The sequence below is a fragment of the Planococcus soli genome, assembly GCF_016881065.1.
In the GTDB taxonomy this organism is placed as follows: Bacteria; Bacillota; Bacilli; order Bacillales_A; family Planococcaceae; genus Planococcus; species Planococcus soli.
The window spans coordinates 23,717-49,372 of record NZ_WXYN01000046.1 but is presented as its reverse complement, the minus strand read 5'-3'; the positions used below and the strand labels follow the sequence as shown (position 1 = coordinate 49,372).

At 44.4% G+C, this 25,656-nt stretch carries 23 protein-coding genes; 9 read left to right on the top strand and 14 right to left on the bottom strand.

Going from position 1 to position 25,656, the window contains the following annotated elements; genetic code table 11:
• The first annotated feature begins 51 nt into the window (after positions 1-51).
• Positions 52-852, top strand: a complete 801-nt coding sequence (hisJ, locus tag GJB59_RS13960; protein ID WP_142829373.1) for a histidinol-phosphatase HisJ — start codon at positions 52-54, stop codon at positions 850-852.
• A 55-nt stretch (positions 853-907) separates the two neighbouring features.
• Entirely contained in the window at positions 908-1,387 is a 480-nt protein-coding gene (locus GJB59_RS13955; protein WP_142829375.1) for a free L-methionine (R)-S-oxide reductase MsrC, read from the top strand.
• Between the two features lie 60 nt (positions 1,388-1,447).
• On the opposite strand, the gene megL is transcribed toward GJB59_RS13955, so the two are convergent.
• Positions 1,448-2,656, bottom strand: a complete 1,209-nt coding sequence (gene megL / locus GJB59_RS13950; protein ID WP_142829377.1) for a methionine gamma-lyase — start codon at positions 2,654-2,656, stop codon at positions 1,448-1,450.
• A gap of 331 nt (positions 2,657-2,987) precedes the next feature.
• Between megL and rpsD the strand changes: the two genes are divergently transcribed.
• Both rpsD and GJB59_RS13940 read left to right on the top strand, forming a co-directional pair.
• Positions 2,988-3,590 carry a 30S ribosomal protein S4 gene (gene rpsD / locus GJB59_RS13945; protein ID WP_142829379.1) on the top strand — a complete coding sequence of 201 codons (603 nt, stop codon included), beginning with the start codon at positions 2,988-2,990 and terminating at the stop codon, positions 3,588-3,590.
• Positions 3,591-3,664: 74 nt separating this feature from the next.
• Positions 3,665-3,877: a hypothetical protein gene (locus GJB59_RS13940; protein WP_142829381.1), complete on the top strand. Its 213-nt coding sequence runs from the start codon at positions 3,665-3,667 to the stop codon at positions 3,875-3,877.
• Here GJB59_RS13940 and GJB59_RS13935 read toward each other — a convergent pair.
• A complete protein-coding gene (locus tag GJB59_RS13935) occupies positions 3,874-4,716 on the bottom strand; it encodes an STAS domain-containing protein (protein WP_142829383.1) in 843 nt (280 codons plus the stop codon). The genes GJB59_RS13940 and GJB59_RS13935 overlap by 4 nt on opposite strands.
• A 350-nt stretch (positions 4,717-5,066) precedes the next feature.
• Here GJB59_RS13935 and GJB59_RS13930 point away from each other — a divergent pair, with 350 nt between their 5' ends.
• Positions 5,067-5,873, top strand: coding sequence for a cobalamin-binding protein (locus GJB59_RS13930; RefSeq protein ID WP_142829385.1), 807 nt, complete (start codon positions 5,067-5,069; stop codon positions 5,871-5,873).
• 89 nt (positions 5,874-5,962) lie between these two features.
• On the opposite strand, the gene GJB59_RS13925 is transcribed toward GJB59_RS13930, so the two are convergent.
• Positions 5,963-6,544, bottom strand: a complete 582-nt coding sequence (locus GJB59_RS13925; RefSeq protein ID WP_142829387.1) for a YflT domain-containing protein — start codon at positions 6,542-6,544, stop codon at positions 5,963-5,965.
• A 147-nt stretch (positions 6,545-6,691) separates the two neighbouring features.
• The gene (tyrS, locus tag GJB59_RS13920) at positions 6,692-7,957 is read right to left on the bottom strand and encodes a tyrosine--tRNA ligase (RefSeq protein WP_142829389.1); all 1,266 of its coding nucleotides are present in this window, start codon (positions 7,955-7,957) and stop codon (positions 6,692-6,694) included.
• Positions 7,958-8,327: 370 nt separating this feature from the next.
• Here tyrS and GJB59_RS13915 point away from each other — a divergent pair, with 370 nt between their 5' ends.
• Positions 8,328-11,348: a transglycosylase domain-containing protein gene (locus tag GJB59_RS13915; RefSeq protein ID WP_142829391.1), complete on the top strand. Its 3,021-nt coding sequence runs from the start codon at positions 8,328-8,330 to the stop codon at positions 11,346-11,348.
• 92 nt (positions 11,349-11,440) lie between these two features.
• On the opposite strand, the gene acsA is transcribed toward GJB59_RS13915, so the two are convergent.
• On the bottom strand, positions 11,441-13,159 hold the full coding sequence (acsA, locus tag GJB59_RS13910; RefSeq protein WP_142829393.1) for an acetate--CoA ligase: 1,719 nt from the start codon (positions 13,157-13,159) through the stop codon (positions 11,441-11,443).
• A gap of 168 nt (positions 13,160-13,327) precedes the next feature.
• Between acsA and GJB59_RS13905 the strand changes: the two genes are divergently transcribed.
• Genes GJB59_RS13905 through GJB59_RS13895 form a run of 3 tightly spaced genes read left to right on the top strand, consistent with a single transcriptional unit; the run spans position 13,328 to position 15,776 of the window.
• Positions 13,328-13,960 (top strand): GNAT family N-acetyltransferase, encoded by a 633-nt coding sequence (locus tag GJB59_RS13905; protein ID WP_142829395.1) that lies wholly within the window; start codon positions 13,328-13,330, stop codon positions 13,958-13,960.
• 23 nt (positions 13,961-13,983) lie between these two features.
• The gene (locus tag GJB59_RS13900) at positions 13,984-14,628 is read left to right on the top strand and encodes an acetoin utilization AcuB family protein (protein WP_142829397.1); all 645 of its coding nucleotides are present in this window, start codon (positions 13,984-13,986) and stop codon (positions 14,626-14,628) included.
• Positions 14,598-15,776, top strand: coding sequence for an acetoin utilization protein AcuC (locus tag GJB59_RS13895; protein WP_280525838.1), 1,179 nt, complete (start codon positions 14,598-14,600; stop codon positions 15,774-15,776). Before GJB59_RS13900 ends, GJB59_RS13895 begins: the two co-directional genes overlap by 31 nt.
• A gap of 176 nt (positions 15,777-15,952) precedes the next feature.
• On the opposite strand, the gene ccpA is transcribed toward GJB59_RS13895, so the two are convergent.
• From ccpA to GJB59_RS13850, 9 genes are all read right to left on the bottom strand, one after another.
• Positions 15,953-16,951 carry a catabolite control protein A gene (gene ccpA, locus GJB59_RS13890; protein WP_142829399.1) on the bottom strand — a complete coding sequence of 333 codons (999 nt, stop codon included), beginning with the start codon at positions 16,949-16,951 and terminating at the stop codon, positions 15,953-15,955.
• Between the two features lie 100 nt (positions 16,952-17,051).
• Positions 17,052-18,137: a bifunctional 3-deoxy-7-phosphoheptulonate synthase/chorismate mutase gene (locus GJB59_RS13885; protein WP_142829401.1), complete on the bottom strand. Its 1,086-nt coding sequence runs from the start codon at positions 18,135-18,137 to the stop codon at positions 17,052-17,054.
• A 170-nt stretch (positions 18,138-18,307) separates the two neighbouring features.
• Complete coding sequence (gene ytxJ, locus GJB59_RS13880) at positions 18,308-18,637, bottom strand: bacillithiol system redox-active protein YtxJ (RefSeq protein ID WP_142829404.1); 330 nt, start codon at positions 18,635-18,637, stop codon at positions 18,308-18,310.
• Between the two features lie 16 nt (positions 18,638-18,653).
• Complete coding sequence (locus tag GJB59_RS13875; protein ID WP_142829407.1) at positions 18,654-19,466, bottom strand: YtxH domain-containing protein; 813 nt, start codon at positions 19,464-19,466, stop codon at positions 18,654-18,656.
• A 40-nt stretch (positions 19,467-19,506) separates the two neighbouring features.
• Positions 19,507-19,998 (bottom strand): DUF948 domain-containing protein, encoded by a 492-nt coding sequence (locus tag GJB59_RS13870; RefSeq protein WP_142829409.1) that lies wholly within the window; start codon positions 19,996-19,998, stop codon positions 19,507-19,509.
• Between the two features lie 134 nt (positions 19,999-20,132).
• Positions 20,133-21,446 (bottom strand): UDP-N-acetylmuramate--L-alanine ligase, encoded by a 1,314-nt coding sequence (murC, locus tag GJB59_RS13865; RefSeq protein ID WP_142829411.1) that lies wholly within the window; start codon positions 21,444-21,446, stop codon positions 20,133-20,135.
• A gap of 157 nt (positions 21,447-21,603) precedes the next feature.
• A complete protein-coding gene (locus GJB59_RS13860) occupies positions 21,604-24,168 on the bottom strand; it encodes a DNA translocase FtsK (RefSeq protein WP_142829413.1) in 2,565 nt (854 codons plus the stop codon).
• 6 nt (positions 24,169-24,174) lie between these two features.
• Positions 24,175-24,783 carry a YtpR family tRNA-binding protein gene (gene ytpR, locus GJB59_RS13855; protein ID WP_142829416.1) on the bottom strand — a complete coding sequence of 203 codons (609 nt, stop codon included), beginning with the start codon at positions 24,781-24,783 and terminating at the stop codon, positions 24,175-24,177.
• The gene (locus GJB59_RS13850; protein ID WP_142829418.1) at positions 24,780-25,595 is read right to left on the bottom strand and encodes a DUF1444 family protein; all 816 of its coding nucleotides are present in this window, start codon (positions 25,593-25,595) and stop codon (positions 24,780-24,782) included. Before GJB59_RS13850 ends, ytpR begins: the two co-directional genes overlap by 4 nt.
• Between the last annotated feature and the right edge of the window lie 61 nt (positions 25,596-25,656).

The following is a 25,656-nucleotide window of genomic DNA, read 5'->3' as shown; positions in this document are numbered from 1 at the left end:
TAGAAGAAAAGCGATTATATTTTTTAATAGACAGAAAAGAGGGTGACTAATATGAAACGAGATGGTCATATTCATACACATTTTTGTCCTCACGGGACAAAAGACTCAACAGAATCTTATATTGAAAAAGCAATAAAGTCCGGATTTACGGATATTTCTTTTACCGAGCACGCCCCGCTTCCGAATAACTTTATAGACCCGACACCTATGAAGGATAGCAGCATACGCATGGACCAGCTTTCTCCTTATATGCATGAAATAAACCGGTTAAAGGCTGCCTATCAACGGGACATCCGCATCCGTGTAGGGTTGGAAGTCGACTTTATAGCAGGATATGAAAATGAGATAAAGTCTTTTCTGGATGATATCGGACCTTCTCTTGACGACGCCATTTTGTCCGTCCATTTTCTCAAAGTCGGCAACCAGTATTATTGTTCCGATTACAGCAAGGAAGTGTTTGCCGAACTGGCTGCTGCATGTGGTTCTGTCGAGGCCGCCTATAATCTTTATTATGATACGGTGGAAGCTTCCATACAGGCAGACCTTGGGCAATTCAAGCCAAAACGAATTGGCCATCCGACTTTGATCCACAAATTCCAAACAGTGCATGACGAAAAGATCGAAGATAGTGCACAGATTCTACATGTTTTGCAGTTGATGAAGAAAATGGGCTGTGAACTCGATGTCAATGGTGCTGGATTCTCAAAGCCCGAGTGCCTGGAAGCTTATCCACCGCTCCCTTATATCGGATATGCTAAATCTCTCGGCATCCCGCTTGTCTTCGGTTCAGACGCTCATAATGTCAATGGCTTGCATAAGCATTACGAGAAATTTTATACTTATCTAAGTTAAATGGTTTCTGCTGATCAAACTTATCCAAAAAAAAAAATGAAATGAGGTTATGCAATTGTTTACACAAACAGATTACAGCGGCAGCCGCTTAGATCAATACAAGATGCTATCAAAGCAATTGGATGCATTGCTGGAAGGCGAAAAAAATAACATTGCCAACTTGAGCAATGCCTCTTCTTTGCTCAATCAATTTCTTGAACGCACAAACTGGGTCGGCTTTTATTTGATTGAAGACGGAGAACTTGTGCTCGGTCCTTTCCAAGGTCTCCCGGCATGCGTAAGGATTCCCGTCGGCAAAGGGGTTTGCGGCACGGCCGTAGCTGATAAAAAAACAATGCTGATAGAGGATGTCCAAGCATTTCCCGGCCATATTGCCTGCGATGCGGCATCCCGTTCTGAAATCGTCATCCCGCTTATGAAAGAAGATCAGGTGATCGGCGTCCTTGATATCGACAGCCCAGAGCTGAGCCGTTTTACTGAAGAAGACCAGCAAGGCCTTGAACTTTTTACTGAAGTTTTAATGAAGCATCTTTAAAACAGGAAGACCCGGAACTCGAAATTCGAGCTTCGGGCCTTTTTTTCAAGCCATTACCTATTATATTTCCTGCAGTTTCGGTTTTACTCTTTCAAATGCTTTGGTTAAATCCTCAATCAAGTCATCTGTGTGCTCTAATCCGACCGACAATCGAAGCAAAGAGTCGCTGATGCCCATTGCCTTTCGCTTTTCTTCTGGTACGACAGCGTGGGTCATCGTTGCCGGATGCTGGATCAATGTTTCCGCATCACCTAAACTCACCGCAATCTTTATGAGCGACAAAGCATTTAGGAATGCTTGTGCTTCTTTTTTCCCCCCACTGATTTCAAAAGAGATCAACCCGCCTCCTTGCCGCATTTGCCGCTTCGCAATTCTAACTTGTGGATGCCCCTCATCGTACGGATAATAAATTTTCTTCACCAGTTCCTGCTGTTTCAAAAAACTTAGCACAGTTTTAGCATTGGCAACATGCCGATCCATCCTCACATGCAAAGTTTTCAGCCCTCTCAGCAATAGCCATGCGTCGAATGGCGACATGATGCCGCCCACGTCTTTTTGCACCGTCATACGAAGATGCTGCATTTCTTCCATGTTACTTCCTACCAAAATTCCTCCGACCACATCACCATGGCCATTCAAGTATTTGGTTGCACTGTGCAAAACAAAGTCCGCTCCTAGACGCAACGGATTTTGCAGATATGGCGAACAGAAAGTATTGTCCACAACCACCCGGAGATTGCGCCTTCTCGCTACCGCCATCACTGCTTCCAAATCAACAAGTTCCATCGTCGGATTGATCGGCGTTTCTACATAGATGCAAACCGTTTCCGGCGTGATTGCCTGCTCCACTTCCTGTTCGCTTGTCATGGAAACGAGATCATGCGTAATTCCATATTTTTCTTCCATGATTTCAAGCAAGCCATACGTACATCCATAAATCCCTCTGGAGCAGAGGACATGGTCACCGGCTTTGGTCAGGTAAATCAATATGGCACTGACCGCTGCCATCCCTGATCCGAAAGCCAGCGCACCTTCGCCCCCTTCAATTTCTGTCATCCGATCCTCCAGCACGCGAACTGTCGGATTGCCAAGCCGTGAATAAATATTGCCTTCACACTTTCCTGCAAACCGATCTTCCCCTTGTTCTGCATCTGCAAAAGAATACGTCGATGTCTGATAAAGCGGTGTGACCAGACTGTCTTGATGGCCAGCACTGTCATAGCCTTTGTGAATGACTGCCGTTTCAATATTCATTGGTTTTCCTCGCATAAAATCCACTCCTTGACCGAAATAGAAAGCGCTTACATTATTACTTGATTTCATTCTACCTTGAACGATATAAAAAAGGAAGCCGCCACTTTCTAAACATGTCTGCGGATCTTTGTTGACTTGAGTGTTCGAAATCGGTTATACTATGCTTTGTGTAAAATAATCGCAGCAGTTGTATGTGCGTGTTCGTCCATTTTATTCCTTATATTAAGGTGTATCGTGTAACTCTTTGGCTGCTGAGCGAAGGTACAAGAATATAAAATGGCTTGCAGCATGAATGCATCTGGTTTTTATTTTACTCTAAAAACCAAAAACAGAGGAGGAGACTACTATGTCTCGTTATACAGGTCCATCATGGAAACTGTCACGCCGTTTGGGAATTTCTCTTACAGGCACAGGTAAAGAATTAGAAAAACGCCCTTACGCACCAGGTCAACACGGTGCTAACCAACGCAGAAAAGTTTCTGAATATGGTTTGCAACTACAAGAAAAACAAAAACTACGGTTCATGTACGGAGTTAACGAACGCCAGTTCAAAACTTTGTTCAACAAAGCCGGCAAAATGCCTGGTAAGCACGGTGAAAACTTCATGATCCTTCTTGAAGCTCGCCTTGATAACGTTGTTTATCGTTTAGGTCTTGCGCGCACTCGTCGCCAAGCTCGCCAAATCGTAAACCACGGCCACATCCTTGTTGATGGCAAACGCGTTGATATTCCGTCATTCAGCGTGAAACCAGGACAAACAATTGCTTTCCGTGAAAAATCAAACAACCTTGATGTAGTAAACGAAGCAATCGAAGTAAGCAACTTCGTTCCTGAATACGTAACTATCGATACTGATAGCAAAACAGGAACATTCGTACGCCTTCCAGAGCGCAGCGAATTGTCTGCTGAAATCAACGAACAGTTGATCGTTGAGTACTACTCACGTTAATTTAAAATTTTCGTGAATGGTAGTTTCGAAAACCCCCAAAACCTTGTTCATTCAATGGTTTTGGGGGTTTTTTTGTGCCGTTTTTTGATTATGCAAACAAACTGGCGGATAGCGCAAACAAACTGGGTTATTCCGCAAATAAAACCTGTATTCCGCAAACAACTCGGGCTTACCCGCAAATAAAAATCGAAATTGATGATCTTTCCTTAATAAAAACTCACAAATTTGCAACATTCAATAAAAAAATCCCAGGAGCCCAATTAGGCTCCTGGGATTTTATTGGTTAAACCAAGTGAACTCTGTGCTGCTTCAAGGCTTGGGCGATTGTGTTGTAGACTTCAATGTCGACAAATTTTATGCCAAGCTGCACGGCTGTTTGCGCAATGACAGGGCTGATTCCGGATAGCGCCACTCGCACCCCGATAATTTCCAATCCTTTAATCAATTGAAAAACCTGTTGGGCAACCATTGTATCAATCAACGGAACACCCGACAAATCGATAAACAGTTTTTCCAGATTGTGCTTGGAGCTTTGTGCCAATGCTTTTTCAAACATAATTTCCGCCCGGTGCGGCGTAATTTCGCCGATCAATGGCAGCATGCCGGTTTTTTCAGCTAGCAAAATAACAGGAGCACTCATTTCGATAATCATTTGCTGCTGCGAATTCATACGCTCTTCCGCAGCTTTTGAATTTTTGTCCGTAAACTCAACAATGACTTTGCTGATGGTCTCAACCACTGCTTTTGTCCATTGAATCAGCTTTTCTTGGCTAATGTGTTCTTTATGTGTTAAAACATACTCTCCGATTTCATCCAAATATTGCTGCTGTGTCCGAAAAAACTCTTCAATGACTTCCACAATCGGTGTATCGAGATGGGCATCATCCTTTGCAATTGTTTCAATCCAATCTTGAAAGCCTGTTTTAAACTCATTGCTGTCTTTTTCGAACATGGCGCAAAAGCGAAGATGGAATTCATGATTTTGTTTTTTTAACAACTCCACTTTTTCCGGATCGGTCAAACCGTAAACGCCAGCTTTACTTTTATCTAATGAACGATACCAATCCTCAGTCATTTTCCAGGTCCGTGCGCTTAAGTGCTCAAACAATTCTTGGTCTTTCAACATTTAACAGCCATTGCATCAAATCGGTTAATAATCTTTGCATAATGTAAACATTGCAAGATTTTAACACCTATTTAGCAATAGCTTCCACCCCGCTCTCGCTTAATAATTTCACTCTCGCTATTCACTGGAGTGCATTAATTTACATTTACTCTTCTCACTATGCTTACCCATTTTTATACATAATAAACTCTGGTTGTTGCTTTGCCGTTACTCTTTTCATAGAAATCAGACAGAAAGCGGTCATTTTAAAGTGTTGCTGTCTTCATCATACTTGGTTTAAACTATTTCATCAATTGACATTAATGTTTTCTGCATACATGGTAAACTGGACTAAACGGAGGTGGAACAGGATGCGAATAATTTCAATTTGCCCAAGCAATACGGAATTACTGGCATTTTTGGATGCCGAACATTTACTGGTCGGCATAGACGATTATTCTGATTGGCCGAAAGAAATTACGGCATTGCCAAAGTTGGGGCCTGATTTATCGATCCGCATGGACGAACTAGAAGCTTTAAAACCTGATTTGGTTCTGGCATCATTGAGTGTGCCGGGAATGGAAAAAAACGTGGATGAACTGATTCGAAGAAAAATCCCTCATCTTGTTTTAAATCCTCAAACCCTGGATGACATTGGACAGGACCTATTGAAAGTAGCCGATGCCTGCGGAATAAATGCTGCAGCTATCCACGCCGAGTACGTGGGTGTGATTGAAGAAATCAAAACAAGAGGACAGCAAGCGGCAACGCGCCCTTCACTCTACTGGGAATGGTGGCCAAAGCCGGTCTTCACTCCAGGAAACATCAATTGGCTGTCAGAAATCAGCCGCATGATTGGCGCCCGCAACTCTTTTGATGATACGGATTCCGCCAATATTCAAACTGATTGGGCCGATGTACTGAAACGGCAGCCTGATTATATTCTCCTCGCCTGGGTTGGCGTTTTAACTGCCAAAGTCAAGCCGGAACTTGTCAAAAAACGTCCCGGATGGACTGGCATGAAAGCAATCGACCATGTACATGTTATGGAAGAAGAATTGTATTGCCGCCCTTCTCCCCGGCTGATTGAAGGAGCTATCAGGCTTGGCAAACTGATTCATCCCGCACAATTCGAAGACATGCAATTGCCGCGTTTCATTAAAGAAAAACAAACTTAATTTTCTTCGATAGTCGATTAAGACAAGAATTGCATAGCTTATCAACCACCAAAAAAGCCATCCTTTTTCGGGTGGCTTTTACTCTTTCTTTACAGTCCGGCTTGTCCTCGTCTGCTTCCATTTAAAGGGTCATTATCCAATCGGCCATCATCGCCTCTTATTGTCGTGTTCCTTTCATTTCCAATAAGGGGATCACGCTCTGTCGTGAATGTATCCTGGTCACTGCGATCCGGAATCGTATTTTTGTCCTCTTCGACTAGCACTAATATTTTTCCTTCATTAAAATGTGTTTCATACATTTCCGCTTCATCGTCGGGTACACCCAAACCTATGAGAGCTCCTGCGAGTCCGCCTACGCCTGCTCCAGCAGCTGCGCCTGTCAAGCCAGCTGCTATCGGTCCGGCTGCAACGATTGGGCCTATGCCTGGAATGGCTAATGCACCGATACCGGCCAATATTCCCCCGATTCCGCCTAAGGCTCCACCCGTTATGGCACCTGTTGCTGCTCCTTCACCTGCATGCGTTCCCGTCTCTTCGGCAACTGTTTTGGTTTCCTGCTTATCTTTGCTCAATACTGAGATTTCTTCATTGTTATACCCTTGCTGCTGCAACTTTTCAATTGCTCTAATCGCTTCATTTTCTGTTTCATATGATCCAACTACTCTTGACATTCCTAACGCCTCCTTGAAGTTTTAGTGAAGTCAATCGCCGTACACTTTTTCTGTTACCCGCTGTCAATCCGGCTAAACGTGTATTTACTATTTTTTAACGCCACAAAAAAGAACAGCTGGAAAAACCGGCTGTTCTTTTCAATCAGTTTACTGAAATTGCACCATATGGTATTTCTTTTTGCCACGGCGGATGATGGCAAATGCATCTTCCAGCCGATCTTTCTCGTCGACGATATATTCCAGATCGACCACTTTTTCACCATTTACAGAAATTGCGCCATTGGCAACGTCTTCCCGTGCCTGTCTTTTTGATGAAGAAATTCCCGCCTCAACAATCAAGTCGACAATGGATTTGTTTTCTTTTGCCATTTCCACTGAAGGAACATCCTTAAATGCCGCTTTCATTTCTTCTGCAGACAAGGCTTTCAAGTCGCCGCTGAACAAAGCTTTTGTAATGCGCTGTGCATCAGCAAGCGCCTCTTCTCCATGAATCAATTTCGTCATTTCTTCGGCTAATGTTTTTTGGGCTTTGCGCAAATGCGCTTCTGTTTGGACTGCCGCTTCCAACGCTTCAATTTCCTCACGGCTGATGAATGTGAAAATCTTCAAGTACTTGATGACATCAGCATCTGCTGCATTGATCCAAAACTGATAAAACTCATACGGCGTCGTCTTTTTCGGATCCAGCCAAACAGCTCCGCCAGCCGACTTGCCGAATTTCGTACCATCCGCTTTTGTTACAAGCGGGATGGTAATGCCAAACGCTTTGGATTCCTCGTCATGCGTTTTGCGAATCATTTCAAGGCCAGAAGTAATATTGCCCCATTGATCGGATCCACCGATCTGGATGCGGCAATTGTGGTGGTTGTACAAATGATTGAAATCGATTGCTTGGATAATGGTGTAGGAAAACTCTGTAAACGAGATGCCGGTCTCGAGCCGTGAAGCGACTGAATCCTTGGCAAGCATGTAATTTACTGAAATCAATTTGCCGTAGTCGCGCAGGAATTCAATGACGCTCATTTGCCCGATCCAGTCTTGATTGTTTACCATTTTCGCCCCGTTCTCGGATTGGAAATCAAAAATCTGTTCCATCTGAACTTTGATGCCTTCAACATTGCGGTCGATCTGCTCAGTTGTCTGCAGCTGGCGTTCTTCGTTTCGGCCTGATGGGTCGCCGATCATGCCGGTGGCTCCTCCGACCAATAAAATCGGCTGATGTCCGTGCATTTGAAAGCGGCGCAAAGTCAACAGCGGAACAATGTGTCCAATGTGCATGCTGTCTGCCGTCGGATCCACTCCGCAGTATAAAGAGATTTTCTGCTCATCAAGCAGCTTCTCCATTCCTTCTTCGTCTGTCTGCTGGTAGAGCAAACCACGCCATTGTAAATCCTGAATCAATTCGTTAGCCATTCCAATTCCTCCTTAAAATTATAAAGCCTTGAGAGCCGGCAAAAACCACATAAAAAAGCCCCTGCATGAAATTTCATGCAGGGACGCAATTGCGCGGTACCACCCAGCTTGGAGAATAGATCTCCCTCTCATCATGTGCCAAACGGGGCACTTCCGTAAACTCCAGACCTGTAATTCGGTTTATGCATTTTGTCCGGTTTGCACCACCCACCGGCTCTCTAAAACAAAATCGCACGACCTACTTCGGACCCTTCAACGTTTTGAATATGAAATATACTAGTAGTTTACTTTATTATTTAACATTGTCAATAAGTTTAGATGGAATTATAAGAATATGATATACTATAAAGGATTTTAGGAGGGCGATAATGTGCGTGAAAAAATGAAAAATTGGATAGGTAAGGCTGAAGATACAACCGATAGATGGACTTCAACAAAATGGTTTAAACGTATGAGCATAACGACAGGGGTCATTTGGAATTTAGCATTGATCCTGGCCATTGTTTTGGTTACAGGCGGAGTTTTCGCCGCATCTGTCGGAGCTGGCTATTTCGCTTCGCTGGTAGACGAGCAAGAGCTTCGCACCGAAGATGAAATGCTCAGTGAAATCTACAGCTTTGAAGAAACGTCCGAACTGTATTTTGACAATGAAGTGTATCTTGGAAAGCTGCAGACGGATTTAGAGCGTGAAGTCACAACATTGGACAACGTTTCCACCTACGCAAAAGATGCCGTTCTGGCTACAGAAGATGAATACTTTCTTGAACACGAAGGCATCGTACCAAAAGCGATTCTTCGCGGCCTTTTTCAGGATGTCTCAAATTCAGACAGCCAAACAGGCGGCTCCACTTTAACACAGCAATTGATCAAAAATCAGATTCTGACAAATGAAGTGTCCTACGAGCGAAAAGCAAAAGAAATCCTTCTTGCGATGCGCCTGGAAAAGTTCATGACAAAAAATGAGATTATGCAGGCTTACTTGAATATTGTTCCTTACGGCAGAATTTCTTCCGGAGCCCATATTGCCGGCATTGAAACTGCATCAAAAGGAATATTCAACGTATCAGCCAGCGAACTGAACTTGGCGCAGGCGGCATTTATTGCCGGCATCCCTAAAGCTCCGTATAGTTATACCCCGTACGTTGAAGGCGGAGAGCTAAAAGATGAAGCAGGATTGAAACCGGGTCTTGATCGGATGAAAACCGTTCTTTACCGAATGAAAGAAACCGAATATATCACACAGCAGGAATACGATGAAGCCATTGCATACGACCTTGTGGCTGATTTCCGCCAAAACGAATCTCGTTCTTATTCCGACTTTCCGTTTGTAACAGTCGAAATAGAAAAGCGTGCATCCCGCATCATCATGGATGTATTAGCGGAACAGAATGGCGTAGATCCTGCAACACTTGAAGAAAACAACAAACTGTATGAAGAATATGCAATTCTTGCAGACCGGGCAGTCCGTTCAAACGGCTACCGAATCCATTCTACTATTGATAAAGAAGTTTACCAAGCACAGGAAGAAGCCCAAAAATCCTATGAATCTTATGGTACTACTGTAGGAGGCACAGGGTTGAACGACGCTGGAGAAACTGTCGACAAGCAGTTCCCTGTTCAGGTCGGCAGCATAATGATCGAAAACGGAACCGGACGCATCATCAGTTTCGTAGGCGGCCGTGATCATGAAACCGAGAACTTGAATCATGCCACTTCTGCCTACCGCTCGATGGGTTCTACTGTAAAACCATTATTGGTATACGGCCCTGCAATTGAGTTAGGACAGATTGGTGCGGGCTCTCCTCTCGTTGATGTCAAGTTCGAACACATGGACGGTGATACAATGTGGGAACCTACAAACTTTGTCCCAACAAGTGAGCAAGGCATCATGCCTGCCCGTGATGCTTTGGCACAGTCCCAAAACTTGCCTACACTTCGCCTATTTGCCCAGATTCAACAGCAAATGCCCATCCAGTATATGATGAATGCTGGATTCACGCGTGTTGAAGAAGCTGAGAACAATAATTATTCTTCTGCTCTTGGCGGAGGAATCGAGGCATCTGTAGAAGAAATTACTAACGGTTATGCAATGATCGGAAACAACGGAGAATATGTAGAAACTACTATGATCGACAAAATTGAAGACACGGACGGCAACATCATTTATGAGCATGAAGCAGAAGCGCAGGAAGTATTTTCACCGGCAACTTCCTATGTGCTGACAGATATGCTGCGGGATGTCTTTAATACGGATCGCGGAACGGCAAATCGCGCCAATAATTTATTGAATTTCAATGCTGACTTTGCCGGTAAAACAGGTACTACACAAAGTACAACGGATGTTTGGTTAGTTGGCTACAACCCGAATGTCACCATGGGTGTATGGCTAGGCTATGATTCTGAGGAATTTACGCTATCTCGCTTTGAAAATCGTGATTTGCCGGCTTCTCTCCGCGTTAATCAGGTATGGGCGCGTTTGATGAATGCCAGTTACGATGCCAGTCCTGATCTTGTCGGAACTTCGGAAGAATTCAAGCAGCCTGAAGGAGTCGTCACAGAAGCATTTTGTGGAATTTCTGGACTAGCTCCCGGCAGTGCCTGCCAAGACGCTGGACTTGTTCGTTCGGATTTGTTCAACGCCGAAGCAATGACACCAACAGAAGCAGACGACAGCTTAACAAGCGGTTCGTTTACTACAATTAATGGCAAACGCTATGCCGCTTTATCCAACACGCCAAGCGAGTTTATCTCTGGCGGCGGCATCGCGGTGTCAGAAAAATATATTGATCGTATGATGGCTCCGTTCGGTGGAGACGCCGGCAAGCTGTTCCCTGGCAACTCGAAATTCTCTTCGGTTGTTTCAGGAGCTACTTTCGATGCAGACGGCTCTGCACCTGGAGGAGTCCGGACTGCCATTAGCGGCAATTCCATCACTTGGACCGACTCAGGTTCGAATGATGTAGTTGGATACCGGGTGTACAGAGGCGGTTCACGTGTCGCCTCCATCTCAGAAGCAAGAGGCAATTCGTATTCTGCCTCTGGTCCAGGAAGTTATACAGTAGTAGCTGTAGACATTACGGGCAGACAATCGGCTGCTTCAAACACTGTCAGCATCGCTGCACCAAGACCTGAACCTGAACCTGAACCTGAACCGACGCCGCCACCTGAAGCTCCGCCGGAAGAGGAACCGGAAGAAAGAGAACCTGAACCGGAAGCAACTCCACCAGCTGAAGAGGAAGCCGAAACTCCTCCTGCCGCTGAAGAAGAGGAAGCTCCGCCGGAAGAAGAACCCGCTGAAGAAACTGAAGAGCCGGTCGAAGAAGAACCTGCTCCAGAAGAACCTGAGGAACCGGAAGAACCTGAAGAGCCTGCTGAAGAAGACGCAGCTTAACACAGGCAAAGCCCGATTCGCCTAGTTGGCGAATCGGGCTTTTTCCATTGCAAAAAAAAGCGGCTGGATAAATATCCTACCGCTTTTTAGTATCAATCTTCCATTGTAGACAAATCGCCTGTCGGCAAATCCAACTCCCAAGCTTTCAAAACTCGGCGCATAATTTTCCCGCTTCGAGTTTTTGGAAGCTTGTCCTTAAACTCTATTTCACGGGGAGCTGCATGGGCAGCCAGCCCTTTTTTGACGAATTGCTGAATATCCTGCACCAATTCTTCTGACGGCTCATATCCATCAACCAATGCAACAAATGCTTTAATGATTTCACCGCGGACAGGATCCGGCTTGCCGATCACGCCTGCTTCTGCAACTGCTGGATGTTCCAGCAATTTGCTTTCTACTTCGAATGGGCCGACGCGTTCACCAGAAGTCATGATGACATCATCTACCCGCCCTTGGAACCAGAAATAGCCTTCTTCGTCCATATAAGCTGAATCTCCCGATACATACCACTTATCCTTCAGGAAATAGGAATCGTATTTTGCCGGATTGTTCCAGATCTGGCGCATCATCGACGGCCATCCTTTTTCAATCGCCAAGTTGCCCATTTGATTCGGCGGCAGTTCATTGCCCTGGTCATCGACAATTGCGACTTTGATGCCCGGCACCGGTTTGCCCATAGAACCTGGCTTTATGTCCATCGACGGATAGTTGCAGATGGTTTGTGCACCTGTTTCTGTCATCCACCACGTATCGTGGATGCGTTTATCAAAAACTTGAGCTCCCCATCTGACCACTTCCGGATTTAACGGTTCCCCTACTGACAATACATGGCGGAGAGTCGATAAATCATAATCCTTCACTAAGGCATCTCCTGCTCCCATAAGCATGCGGAATGCAGTCGGTGCGCTGTACCACACAGTCACGCCAAAATCTTCAATTGCTTTATACCAGCCATCCGGAGAAAATCTGCCCCCTAAAATAACAGTGGTTACCCCATTCAGCCACGGCGAGAAGACGCCATATGCCGTTCCGGTTACCCAGCCCGGATCTGCGGTGCACCAGTAAATATCGGTTTCATTAAAATCCAAAACCCATTTGCCGGTCTGGTATTGCTGCACCATTGCATATTGGGCATGCAAAACACCTTTCGGCTTGCCAGTAGAACCCGATGTATAATGCAGCACCAAGCCATCTTCTTTATCAAGCCATTCGGGCTCAAACTTATCGGAACTGTTCGGCAAATGCTTCATCACATCAATATGGCCTTCCCGCTCTTCAATGTTTTCTCCCACCAGGTAGATTGTTTCCAACTTAGGCAAACGGTCAAATGGCACGCGCTCCAGCAGCTCTGGTGTCGTGATGATTGATTTTGCTTCGCTGTCATCAAGACGGTCGTAAATAGCCCCTTCCATGAATGCTTCAAATAACGGCCCTACAATCAGCCCTTTTTTCAGCGCCCCGAACATCAGGAAATACAACTCTGGAGAACGCGGCATGAAAATAAAGATCCGGTCCCCTTTTTTCAGATTCGAAGTCGATTCGAGCAAGTTTGCTGCACGGTTCGTCATGCGCTTCATTTCATAAAATGTATAAGATTCATTTCTGTTCTGATCTTTATAGTAAAGCGCGACTTTATTTTTACGGTAGGAGTCGGCATGCCGGTCAATCGCTTCATGAGCCATATTGACTTTGCCGCTTTCATACCAACTAAACTCCTTCTCAACTTCTGCCCAATCGAAGCTGGCGGCAATTTCTTCGTAATTATGTAATTGATGATTTCCTTGTCGTGCTGGTAACGCTTCCACTTTCATCCTGATCACCCTTTCGCATTGATTACTTTATATTCTACAACATTGCCACAAATGATTGCGAATTATTTTAACTTTTTAGAAAATATAGCTTTTTTCACCAGCTTTTTTCCAAATGCCCTTTTCGTTCATGTATAATATAGCTAATTGTATTCTACAGGTGGTGAAATGATGGAACATAAAAAAACGTACAACTCTATGGAACTGGAAACTCAGCATGGCACTTTAATCATTGAAGGCCCTATTCCCGGAAAAGAATTGATCGAAATGGATTTTCATGAAGACCTGGTCGCATTCCGGCCGCCCGCTCAGCAGCACAAGGCTATTTCGGAAATTGCGGACTTGCCGGAAGGCCGAATTTTAATTGCACGGGAAGGCAACACGATTGTGGGCTATGTCACATTCCTTTATCCTGATCCCCTTGAACGCTGGTCGGAAGGAAAAATGGAAAACCTGATCGAACTTGGGGCGATCGAAGTCATTCCCAAGTACAGAGGCAGCGGCGTCGGCAAAACATTGCTGAAGGTGTCGATGCAGGACGATGCCTTTGAGGATTTCATCGTCATTACAACCGAGTATTATTGGCACTGGGATTTAAAAGGTACAGGTTTGAATGTATGGGAATACCGTAAAATCATGGAGAAAATGATGCAGGCCGGCGGGCTGGAATACTACGCTACCGACGATCCGGAAATCAGCTCGCACCCGGCAAACTGCCTGATGGCCAAAATTGGCAGCCGCGTTGATAATGAATCCATCCAAAAGTTCGATCAGCTGCGATTTATGAATCGTTATATGTATTGAGTTAACACAAAAGGGGTGTTCTTATGTTAGTGGAAGAAATCATGAAAACCGATGTCCATACGCTGAGATCTGATCAGACAGTACAGGATGTTATGCATCTATTCAAAGAACAGCGTATTCGCCACGCACCAGTCGTTGATGATGGCAAAGTGGTTGGCATCGTCACAGACCGCGATCTAAAAGATGCGGTTCCTTCAAGATTCACGGTTGCGCCAAAAGGCGAGCCTTATAAAAAGAATGTTTCAGAAATTATGACGCCCAATCCAATAACTGCCCACCCTCTCGACTTTGTAGAAGAAGTGGCGATGATTTTTTATGAACAGAAGATCGGCTGCATTCCCGTTGTCAGCAATGAAAAGCTTGTCGGATTCCTGACAGAAACAGATCTTTTGTATACGTTTATCGAACTGACCGGCGCACACCAGCCAGGTTCGCAAATTGAAGTGCGTGTAAAAAACCGATCCGGCATCCTGTACGAAGTTTCGAAAGTATTTCATCAGCAGAACGTCAATGTGCTGAGTGTCCTCGTTTACCCCGACAGAGAAAACAGCAGCAACAAAGTTCTTGTTTTCCGCGTTCAGACGATGAACCCACTCGCCATCATCAACGACCTGCGTAAAGAAGGATTCGATGTCCTATGGCCAAGCATGCCTCAAGTGAACGAATGAAACATGCGGTATTCATCTTTTCAGAAGATCAATTGGGGTATAAATTTTCTGAAACTCATCCTTTTAACCAGAAAAGGCTCGTTTTGACCATTGATTTATTAAAAAAAATGAATGCGCTTCCAGATGATTTGATTGTTCCTGCAAGGATTGCTACTGACGAAGAACTGTTGCTGGCCCATGATGGGCGCTATATCGATATTGTCAAAAAGGCCAGCCGCGGCGAAGTGACACCGGAAGCAGGCGAAAGCTACGGTATCGGCACTGAGGATACGCCAATTTTTGAAAATATGCATGAAGCCAGCGCCCGGCTCGTCGGGGGAACATTAACGGCTGTCGATTATGTTATGGAAGGCAAAGCACAGCACGCACTAAATTTGGGCGGCGGACTTCACCACGGCTTCCGAGGCAAAGCATCCGGCTTTTGCATCTACAATGACAGTTCGGTCGCCATCAATTACCTGAAAACCAAATACAATGCCCGCGTATTGTATATTGATACCGATGCGCACCATGGAGATGGAGTTCAATGGAGCTTTTACGATGATCCCGATGTCTGCACTGTTTCGATCCATGAAACGGGACGCTATCTCTTTCCAGGGACAGGCAATATTAATGAACGCGGCAGCGGACAAGGATATGGCACTTCTTTCAACTTTCCTATAGATGCGTTTACGGAAGATGAATCTTTTCTTGAAATCTACCGTACATCGATGAAAGAAATTATCGAATTCTTTAAGCCGGATGTCATTTTAACACAGAACGGAGCAGACGCCCATTATTTGGACCCTCTGACTCATTTATACGGGACTATGAATATTTACAAGGAAATACCCAGGATTGCTCACGAACTCGCTCATGAGTATTGTGAGGGCCGTTGGATAGCCGTTGGCGGCGGCGGTTATGATATATGGCGGGTTGTCCCCCGTGCGTGGTCCCTAATTTGGCTGGAAATGAACAATTTCCCAATCCCTTCCGGCAAATTGCCCGAATCCTGGATAGAACAATGGCAGCCGGAATCACCGGTCAAATTGATCGATACGTGGGAAGATCCACCGAATATGTATCAAGCCATTCCCCGAAAATCGGAAATTACCGATAAAAATCTTCAAATGCTTAACAAAGCTTTATACATGATTCGCAACAATTAAAAAGAATACACGCAGAAAACAGAGCCAACGGAAATAATTCCGTTGGCTCTGCAGCTTTACTTATAGAAACTAAAAATAAGTTGTCCATATCGAACAACCAACTGAATAAACGACAAAAGCTGACTGGGTTTTCGTCCAGTCAGCTTTTGCAATTACTATTTAAGCGGAATTCGCTATTAATCGTTTTTGGTCGATTGTCTTTCTTCGATCCGGTATGGAAGAATGACTTGTTTTTCTTCAATTTCTTCATTGTTCATATACTTTGTCAATAAACGCATAGAGACCGCACCGATATCATACAACGGGAATGCGACAGATGTCAGCATTGGGCGTGCCATGCGCGCCAGCTTGGAATTTTCATAGCTGATGACTTCTGCATCTGAAGGTATTTTTTTACCCTGTTCTTCCAAACCATGTATTACCCCGATTGACATTTCATCGTTGCTGACAAAATAAGCAGTCGGTTCGAATGGCGCCAAAGTTTGAACAGACTCGATACCTTCATCGTAAGAATTGTTGCATTCCACAACCAAATTCTCATCGAAGTCGATTCCTGCATCCGCCAAAGCCTCTTTATAAGCTTTGAGCTTGTATTCTTTGTTGATCATTGACGTTAACGGACCTGAAACAAAAGCAATTTTCTTATGGCCATTTTCGATAAACTTCTTAACAGCTTCATAAGCAGCACCATAATAGTCAATGTTGACCGAAGCAATCGCTGCGGATTCGTCAATTGAACCCGCCAGGACGATTGGTGTTGGAGAACGTTCCATTTCATAAAGAAGTTCAGTTGAAATTACATCACTCATAAAGACGATTCCATCCACTTGTTTTCCGAGCATTGTCTCCAATAACTGAAGTTCCTTATTTTGGTTCTGATCCGAGTTCGATAAAATGATATTGTAGCGGTACATTGTAGCGATATCTTCAATTCCACGGGCCAATTCAGCATACATGCTATTGGAAATATCGGGTATGATGACGCCGACCGTCGTTGTCTTCTTGCTTGCAAGTCCACGAGCAACAGCATTTGGACGATAGCCCAATTCTTCTATTACTTTCAGTACTTTCTTTCTTGTGGCAGGTTTTACGTTTTGATTGGCATTAACTACACGTGACACAGTAGCCATCGAAACGTTCGCCTCTCTTGCCACATCGTATATCGTAACGGTCATTGTGCGCCCTCCTTTTCCAGTCTTTCTCTAATCATACGACAAATTCTTCAGTAATATCAACTAAAAAAAGAAAAGCCGGAGTTTATCCGGCTTTTCAGGCTTATATTTTCAATTCATACTGTTTCATGAATTTCATTAGTGCATCGTAGTATTCATCGAATTGGCCTAAATCCATTTGCTGTTGAGCATCGGATAATGCTACTGCCGGATCCGGATGAACCTCAGCCATTACGCCATCTGCTCCAATTGCGATCGCAGCTTTAGCTGCTGGCAGCAATAGGTCACGGCGGCCTGTTGAGTGAGTTACGTCAACAAATACCGGAAGATGCGTTTCTTGTTTCAAGATTGGCACTGCAGAAATATCGAGTGTGTTGCGAGTCGCTTTTTCGTATGTGCGGATACCACGTTCACATAGGATAATGTTTTCATTTCCTGAAGCGATAATGTATTCAGCTGCGTTGATGAATTCTTCAATAGTTGCCGACATACCACGCTTTAATAAAACCGGTTTGTTGATCGAACCCACTGCTTTCAGCAATTCAAAGTTTTGCATGTTGCGAGCTCCGACTTGGACCACATCCACATAATCAAGAGCAGCTTCGAGATGTCCTGGCGTTACGATTTCTGAAACAACAGCTAGATTGTACTGGTCTGCAGCTTTTTTTAGCATCTTCAAACCATCTAATCCAAGACCTTGGAAATCGTAAGGCGATGTGCGCGGCTTGTAAGCTCCACCACGGATCATTTTCAAACCTTTTGCTCCAATAGCTTCTGCAACTTTTGAAACTTGCTCTTGTGATTCTACTGCACATGGACCGAAGATGAATGAAGGATCACCAGCACCGACTTGCTCGCCATTGATATTGATAACGGTATCTTCGGCTTTCTTTTTACGCGAAACCAATAATGCTTTACGTGTATCTTCTTCTTGCATATTCAGGGCCGATTTGAAGATTTCTTTGAAAATATGATCAACGGTCTTCTGTTCTAACGGACCGTCATTATTATCTTTCAGCAAGTTCAGCATGTGGCGTTCCCGCAACGGATCGTAACGGTCAACTCCTTGCTTTTCTTTCAATTTTCCGATGTCCTGAATCACGGAAGCTCTCTCATTGATCAGAGACAGAATCTGCAGGTTGACTGCGTCCACTTTTTCTCTTAGTTGCTCTAACTCTAAATTACTCATTCTATAACTTCCCCTTTCGCGAATTACCTTTTGCAGGTGACTCATATTATCATGATAGGACTATTATAAGCAAACAATTCGGGAAAGTCACGGAAAATATTTTAGCGCTTCAACGCGCTAAAGTGTTTTTCAGACCAAAAAAGCCGAAGCACCAAGGCTTCGGCTTTTTCTCAGGCGATAAATTCCTGCATAGATTGTCTTTTAATCTTGTTATGGGAAGCGTGCCAGTCTACTTTTTGACTCGTAAAATGGAACAATTGGGGCGATTCATGCTTGATGCCCGTAATCTCTTCAATCGCTTGAGAGAATTCGCGATCTTCCTGTACTACTAGATACAAAAAGATTTGGTTGGGATGCAACGAACAATATTCGTTAAATTCATTCCACGCTTCAGCAGATACAGGACATGTACTGCTATGCTTAAACAGCCAATAATGCTGATTGTGCCCCACTGCCTGTTTTAAACTGTCCAGACTGTTTACTTGCACTAAGTTTTTCATCTAAACCGCTCCCAGATTAATTCTTTTTGTTGAAGTTATTGCTAGTAGACGAGCTGTTGCTTGAAGCATTTGATGATGATTTGTTGCTGTTGTTGCTGTTGTTGCTGTTATTGCTTGAGTTTGACGACTTATTGCTGTTGTTGTTGCTGGTCGTGTTTGGACCTTTGCTTGAATTTGCATTGTTGCTGTTCGTGCTGCTGCCTGTGCTGCCAGCTGTTGATGAAGTTGAATCTGATTTCTTTTCTTCTTTAACTTCTTCAACCGCTTCTTTTAAAGCATTGGCAGTAGAAGTGAATGCATCAGAACCTTTGCTATCTGATTTGTTCGGAGTGTTTTGAACCGTTGAGTGGATGTCGATTGACTCCTCTCCTTCTGAAGAAGCAGTGCCATCGTCCATAGGCGAGTTTCCGCCTTTAAGGTTTTTCACTTTATCAACCACTTTAGTGGACTGGTCTTTTAATTGCTGCGCAAAGCCAGCTGAATCATCATTAGACGAATCCGACTGCTGAGACGCTTTTTCTTTCAGCGTAGTAGCTTGCGTCTTTAAATCAGCCTGAAATTCTTTGCCGGATTTAGGTGCAAGGAATAATGCAGCCGCAGCTCCAACAATCCCGCCGACCAGAATTCCAACTAGGAAACTTGAGCCTCCGCCTGATTCTTCGTAATCGTAAAGATCGTCGTAGCGGTTAGAAGCTCCGTATGATTGTGGTACATAATCGCTCTGCTGATAATTCTGGCCGCTGTTCTGGCCGCCTTGCGAATAGTAATCCTTGTTATACTGTGAATCGTTGAAGTTGGATTGAGTGTAATAATCTTTGTTTTTGCTCATTAATATTACCTCCGTTTAATTTTAGTAGTGAAAACTGATCTTAATATTGTTCGTTATGCGGTAATTTCTTTTGCTCTGGTACTGGTGCATATGCTGCATTTGCACGAGTTTCATAAATTTTGCGTTCGTTCCATTTGTCACGGATCCCCATGACTACGTTGCCCCATTGTACTACTTGAGCAATCTTGTCTTCATTCTGTTCGACTTGGACACCAACTTTTGAAGTGATGCTGCGAACTGTAGAGTTCAAATCAGTAACAGAGTTGCCGACGCCTTTCACTGCGTCTACGACACCATTCAACTTTTCTGACTTTATCTGAATGTCTTCAGCAAGTTCATTTGTTTTATGCAACAGGTTAGTCGTTTCCAACGTTACCCCCTGCAATTGATTTTCAAGACCAGCTACGGTGCCTGAAACTTCTTTCAATGTGTTTTTCAACGAATTTAATGTTATTGCCAACGCTACGCATAGAACTAAGAATCCAATAGCGGCTACGATCGCGGCAATGTAAAGCAAGATTTGCCAATCCATCCTGTTTCCTCCTTTTAGCGAATTATGTTATATCCTTTTTCTACCCTTGATGAGTTTGGATTAAACACGGTCTCTATTATTATTCAACAAAAACAATTAGATTCCTGCATAAAAAAAACAGTTCAACCCGAAAGTTAAACTGTTTTTCCTGCATTTAATTCATTTTCAAAAGCTTCCTGGAATTTGGTGACATCTCCTGCTCCCATAAACAGATACACGGCATTGCCATGCTGTCTCAAAGAACCCACTTCGTCCAATGCCAACAAACGGCTGCCCTCAATTTTCTCTGCCAAGTCCTGTATTTTCAAGGTTCCGGCTTTCTCACGGGCAGAGCCGAAAATGTCGCACAAGTATACATGGTCCGCTTCAGTAAGACAATCCGCGAACTCCTGCAAAAAAGTCTGTGTACGCGTGAACGTATGCGGTTGGAAAATTGCGATAAGCTCCCGCTCGGGATATTTCTGGCGTGCAGATTGCAGCGTTGCACGGATTTCTGTCGGGTGGTGTGCATAGTCATCAATCAAAATGCGGTCTCCGATCGAGGTTTGGGTAAAGCGCCGCTTAACGCCTTCAAAGTCTTCGAACTGCTGCTGGATAATATCCGCTGGAATGTTTTCGTAATGACATAATGAAATTACAGCCAACGCATTTAGAGTCGCATGATCGCCGAACATCGGAATCGTGAACGTATGGAAAAATTCATTGCGGATGACTACATCGAAAGTCGTTCCGGCTGTCGTCTTCACTACATTTCTCGCCTGGAAATCGTTTTCTTCACCAAATCCGTAATAAACAACCGGAATTGGCGCTTGAATCTGCTGAAGGTGTTCATCATCCCCGCAGGCAATGATGCATTTTTTCACTTGCTGGGCCATTTCTTCAAACGCTTTAAAAACGTCATCGATTCCTGTGAAATAATCCGGATGATCATAATCGATATTAGTCATAATCGCGTAATCAGGATGGTAGGCAAGAAAGTGGCGGCGGTATTCACAGGCTTCTGCCACGAAGAAATGAGAATCTGCCTGGCCGACGCCGGTTCCGTCACCGATTAAATAAGACACGGGCTTGTATCCTTCCAGTACATGGGCCATTAAGCCCGTAGTAGAAGTTTTACCATGCGCTCCCGTAATGGCGACCGAAACATATTGCTTCATCAAATCGCCTAAAAACTGGTGGTAGCGGATGATGGTCGCACCTAATTCACGCGCTTTGACCAATTCAGGATGATCATCTCCAAATGCATTTCCTGCAACGATGGTCATGTTTGTTTTGATATTGTTGGCGTCGAAAGGCAAGATAGTTATGCCTCTGTCACGAAGCCGGTCTTCAGTGAAAAAATGCTGTTCGATATCCGAACCTTGAACTTGTTCGCCCATATCATGCATGATTTGCGCAAGTGGACTCATACCGGAACCTTTGATTCCGGTAAAATGTAAAACTGTCATAAATGAACCTCCTGTGGGAGCTGAAAATTAGTCTACACAAATCGCCAGGCGAAATCTATAGCTGATGAAGATAAACATAATGCCATATTATATCATATATTTACAACTGGTTAAAATGAGCCAGTATTCTTTATATTCAATCGATCTTTCCGGAATCTTAATGAAACACTTCTTCAATGTCGGTTTCTGTGATCAATACCGAACGGGCTTTGCTGCCGTTCTGCTCGGAAATAAAACCATGCTGCTCAATTAGATCCATCAACCGGGCTGCACGGTTATAGCCGATATGGAACTTCCGCTGCAGGAGAGAAGTCGATGCGCTGCCCTGTACCATAATAAAACGGCATGCCTCTTCAAACAGGTCATCCTGTTCACCCGGAGATTCGCTTCGCTTGATCAATTCCTCTTCTTTAAAAAAGTATTCAGGCTTCCCTTGCTGCCTCACATGCTCAATGACTTTTTCAATTTCATCATCGGTTACAAATGTGCCCTGCAATCGGCTAGGTGCTGACATGCCGTTGCCAAGATACAGCATGTCCCCTCTTCCGAGAAGACGCTCCGCTCCCTGAGAATCAAGGATAGTGCGGCTGTCTACTTGTGATGAAACGGAAAACGCAATGCGCGTTGGAATATTGGATTTAATCAATCCCGTAATAACATCGACAGACGGACGCTGCGTCGCAATTACCAGATGGATTCCGCAAGCACGGGCTTTTTGCGCAATGCGGCAAATTGAGTCTTCTACATCTGAAGGAGACATCATCATCAAGTCCGCCAATTCATCTATAACAATCAAAATATACGGAAGATGCTGCGCATAATCCCCTTTGTCTTTCACCAGCTTATTGTACCGGCTGATGTCACGGACACCGCTATGTGCGAATAATTGGTAGCGGCGCTCCATTTCTTCAACAGCCCACTTCAGCGATGCAGTTGCCGCCTTGACATCTGTGATGACTGGGCTGACAAGATGTGGTATGTGATTATATGGTGCCAGCTCGACCATTTTTGGATCGATCAGCAGCAGTTTAAGATCTCTCGGTGATGATTTGTAAAGCAGGCTGACCAATAATGAATTGATGCAGACAGATTTTCCGGAACCAGTAGCCCCAGCAATCAAACCGTGCGGCATTTTTCGCAAATCCAATGTCACCGGTTTGCCTGTCAAATCCAGTCCAAGTGCTGCTTCTAATGGAGAATCTGAATCCTGGAATACAGGACTATTGATTATTTCTGAAATTCTCACAGCACGGCTCGTTCGATTTGGAATCTCGATGCCTATGGAGCTTTTGCCGGGAATAGGCGCTTGAATCCGAATATCCCGGGCAGCCAATGCCAATTTCAAATCATCCGCCAAATTACGGATTTTGCTGACTTTTATGCCTTGGGCAACCTTTAATTCAAATTGTGTGACGGCTGGTCCTTGAACCGTACTGAGAATTTCGGCTTTGATTTGGAAATAAGACAAAGCTTCAATCAGGCGGACTCCCTGTTCTTCCATCCACTCTTCGTCTTTCCGATCGTTTTCGGGTGCCATCAAATATTCCAACTGCGGCAATTCGTAGGTTTTGGACTCGCCACTAGCCACCAAATTCAGCGAATTTGGTGGCTGTTCAGCTGAATCTGCCGTTTTTTTTTCCGCACTTTCAGCCGGAACTTCGCCCACTTCACGAATTGGTGCGGCATCTGGCTGTGATTTAGCTTTGTTTTTCAATAGTTCCTTGTCTGACTTTAGCATCAAAACATTGAACGGCACAGTTTTTTCACGCTTCGGTTCATATTGTGATTTTGTTTTTGTATCCACACTCAACTCAGATGATGATGAATTTTCTGGATTCGGATCTTTCGGCAGTTCAGATTCAGGTTCCGAATCTTGTTCTGTCTCAAATGCCAGGTCAATCTCCGCCTCTGGTTCTTTCTGCAGTTCTGGACTTGAATCCAGTTCTGATTGCGGTTCGAGCTCTGTCTCATTTACAGAAGTCCATTCTTTGTTGTCTGCAATTTCCATTGCTGGAGATTCCATATGTACCTGGCTTGTTTCGGTTGTCTTTTTTTCCGTTTCAAACTCCGGAGTTTCAGCCTTTTTCTCTTCATGCGGTTCAACTGAAAGAGGTTCCTCAATTTCCGGCATATCTGGTGCTGTTTCAGGAACAGTTTGCTGTACTGCTGGCTCTTTTTCAAAAATTGGTGCGAACTCGTGTTCAATTACAGGTCTTGGCTTATGCCAGCCAGCTCTTGCTCTTTCTTGGATCGCTTCATCATGCAGTTCACGGTTGTATTTACTTTCTCTTTCTTCAGTCAGTTTTTGGGTTGGAGCAGGGCGTGCCGTGTTATAGCCATAAACCGATGATACGGAACGGCTTGGTTCGAAACGGCGTGCCGTATTGACAGGCAGTTCTGCAGCTTTTCGTTTTGCAGCTGCTGCCGAAGGGCGTACGGGCGCCTCTTTTGGCCCCATGATCGGTTTTCCAGCCGGATGTTCCGACTCTTTCCGAAGAATCTCTCTTTCCCGCTCATCAAAAATTGGCATCTTAGGGCGGTTTTCTGCTCGTTTTACGTCATGGATAAAATCGTCTTTTTCTTCATCCGGAATTACCGGAAAGCGAAAAGGCGCTTTTTCTTTTTTTGCTGCCGGGGGTGGTGTTTCATAAATGACCTCTTCTTCGACTTCGTCAGCATCATCTGTGAACATGCGGTTCCATACGTTTTTAATCCAGCTCATTTTGCGTCACGCCTTTACTTGGAAAGCTGAACCGATTTCTGCATCTTCAGGCAGCACAAAAATGCCTTTTTCCTGAGGTGCATCCGGCAAAGCCAATTCTTTTGCTGAACAGATCATACCGGACGATGCCACTCCCCGAAGTTCCGCATCACGGATGACCATTCCTGAAGGCATAACAGCTCCTACTTTTGCCACGACCACTTTTTGCCCTTGTTCGACGTTGGGCGCACCGCAGACAATCTGCAGTTGCTCTCCGCCGACAGAAACCTGGCAGACATTCAATTTATCGGCATTTGGATGCTTTTCTTTTGCTTCCACAAAGCCCACGACAAATTTCGGCGAGAAATCCACTTCCAATGTAAAATCAATATCGTTTTTCGCAAGAGCGTTCTGCAAAGAAGTCACAAGCCCTTCTGACAGTTCTACTGGCTCCCCTTCCGGAAGCTCTGCATAGCTTGAAGCATTGAACAAATTGAATCCGGCAATTGTGCCGTTTTCATCTTTAATTAGTGTTACGTCTCCCGATTGCTCAGGATGGATTTTTTCAGGAGTTTCTGTTTGCAGTTGAACCAGCAGCACATCGCCAATTCCCTGCTTATTATAGAATACATTCATTTTTTATCGTTCTCCTCATTAGGTCTATTTTTAGCCATGATAAAAATCGGCTCGAGTTCGTCATTTTCATAAATGAACGACAAGGAAGTGATCGGCACTTTACCATTCGTAAAGAAATGCATGGCCATTTGTGCAAGCACATCGTATCCCGTTTCATTTTGGATATCACCGATGATCAATACGTCCTGGTGGGGCACGGATACGGTCATATCTCCGGTAATTTTTGCTTTCATTTCTTTCAGGAAAGATTCATTTAAAATTCGTGAAGCGTCATAGCCGTCATTTTCGTTGAGAAAATAAAAAATATTACCGGCAACATGGTCTTCTTTTACAGCAGTTTTCAATTTTTTCACTTGAAACTTCGCGATTTCCTTAATCTGCTCTTCTGACAGACTTAATGAATTTAACACATTTTCGTCAATTAAGCGATAGGTAGTGCCAGCATCCAAAGCAAAATAGATGCGTGTTTCGGCGGTATGGTCAGCGGTAATGAACCGGTGGCCTTCGTTGGATTCGATTGGAAATGAAGTTGAACGGATGACCGGAAAAATATGCTCGGTTGATTTCATTTCGCCCTTTGCTTCCCGTTCCATTGCATCGAACGTTTCCGTAATTGTATAGACGATCTCCTGGATTGCTGCGTCGCCATTCGCTTCAAATCGGTTGATCACTTGCGGCAAGGAGATGCTGATGCCTTTGCCGATTTCCTGATGTTGGATATGTGCTGTGTCGTTTTCCCGGTCATAGCGCCATTCCAATTGGCGGCTTGGCATCCGCTCTCTAAGTATATTAAAAAGTTCAGTAGATTTCATCGTTGTTTTGGCCTCACTTTCATAAATAAACGGTTCAGCCTAGTCTAGGCGAACCGTTTTT

Excerpts from the sequence above, each read along its gene's own strand:
- GJB59_RS13930 (WP_142829385.1), top strand. The coding sequence starts at position 5,067 with ATGCGAATAATTTCAATTTGCCCAAGCAATACGGAATTACTGGCATTT.
- GJB59_RS13885 (WP_142829401.1), bottom strand. The coding sequence starts at position 18,137 with ATGAGTAATTTAGAGTTAGAGCAACTAAGAGAAAAAGTGGACGCAGTC.
- hisJ (WP_142829373.1), top strand. The coding sequence starts at position 52 with ATGAAACGAGATGGTCATATTCATACACATTTTTGTCCTCACGGGACA.
- GJB59_RS13875 (WP_142829407.1), bottom strand. The coding sequence starts at position 19,466 with ATGAGCAAAAACAAAGATTATTACACTCAATCCAACTTCAACGATTCA.
- rpsD (WP_142829379.1), top strand. The coding sequence starts at position 2,988 with ATGTCTCGTTATACAGGTCCATCATGGAAACTGTCACGCCGTTTGGGA.
- acsA (WP_142829393.1), bottom strand. The coding sequence starts at position 13,159 with ATGAAAGTGGAAGCGTTACCAGCACGACAAGGAAATCATCAATTACAT.
- GJB59_RS13905 (WP_142829395.1), top strand. The coding sequence starts at position 13,328 with ATGGAACATAAAAAAACGTACAACTCTATGGAACTGGAAACTCAGCAT.
- ytxJ (WP_142829404.1), bottom strand. The coding sequence starts at position 18,637 with ATGAAAAACTTAGTGCAAGTAAACAGTCTGGACAGTTTAAAACAGGCA.
- tyrS (WP_142829389.1), bottom strand. The coding sequence starts at position 7,957 with ATGGCTAACGAATTGATTCAGGATTTACAATGGCGTGGTTTGCTCTAC.
- GJB59_RS13895 (WP_280525838.1), top strand. The coding sequence starts at position 14,598 with ATGGCCAAGCATGCCTCAAGTGAACGAATGAAACATGCGGTATTCATC.
- GJB59_RS13935 (WP_142829383.1), bottom strand. The coding sequence starts at position 4,716 with ATGTTGAAAGACCAAGAATTGTTTGAGCACTTAAGCGCACGGACCTGG.
- GJB59_RS13850 (WP_142829418.1), bottom strand. The coding sequence starts at position 25,595 with ATGAAATCTACTGAACTTTTTAATATACTTAGAGAGCGGATGCCAAGC.
- GJB59_RS13925 (WP_142829387.1), bottom strand. The coding sequence starts at position 6,544 with ATGTCAAGAGTAGTTGGATCATATGAAACAGAAAATGAAGCGATTAGA.
- megL (WP_142829377.1), bottom strand. The coding sequence starts at position 2,656 with ATGCGAGGAAAACCAATGAATATTGAAACGGCAGTCATTCACAAAGGC.
- GJB59_RS13860 (WP_142829413.1), bottom strand. The coding sequence starts at position 24,168 with ATGAGCTGGATTAAAAACGTATGGAACCGCATGTTCACAGATGATGCT.
- ytpR (WP_142829416.1), bottom strand. The coding sequence starts at position 24,783 with ATGAATGTATTCTATAATAAGCAGGGAATTGGCGATGTGCTGCTGGTT.
- ccpA (WP_142829399.1), bottom strand. The coding sequence starts at position 16,951 with ATGACCGTTACGATATACGATGTGGCAAGAGAGGCGAACGTTTCGATG.
- GJB59_RS13900 (WP_142829397.1), top strand. The coding sequence starts at position 13,984 with ATGTTAGTGGAAGAAATCATGAAAACCGATGTCCATACGCTGAGATCT.
- murC (WP_142829411.1), bottom strand. The coding sequence starts at position 21,446 with ATGACAGTTTTACATTTTACCGGAATCAAAGGTTCCGGTATGAGTCCA.
- GJB59_RS13870 (WP_142829409.1), bottom strand. The coding sequence starts at position 19,998 with ATGGATTGGCAAATCTTGCTTTACATTGCCGCGATCGTAGCCGCTATT.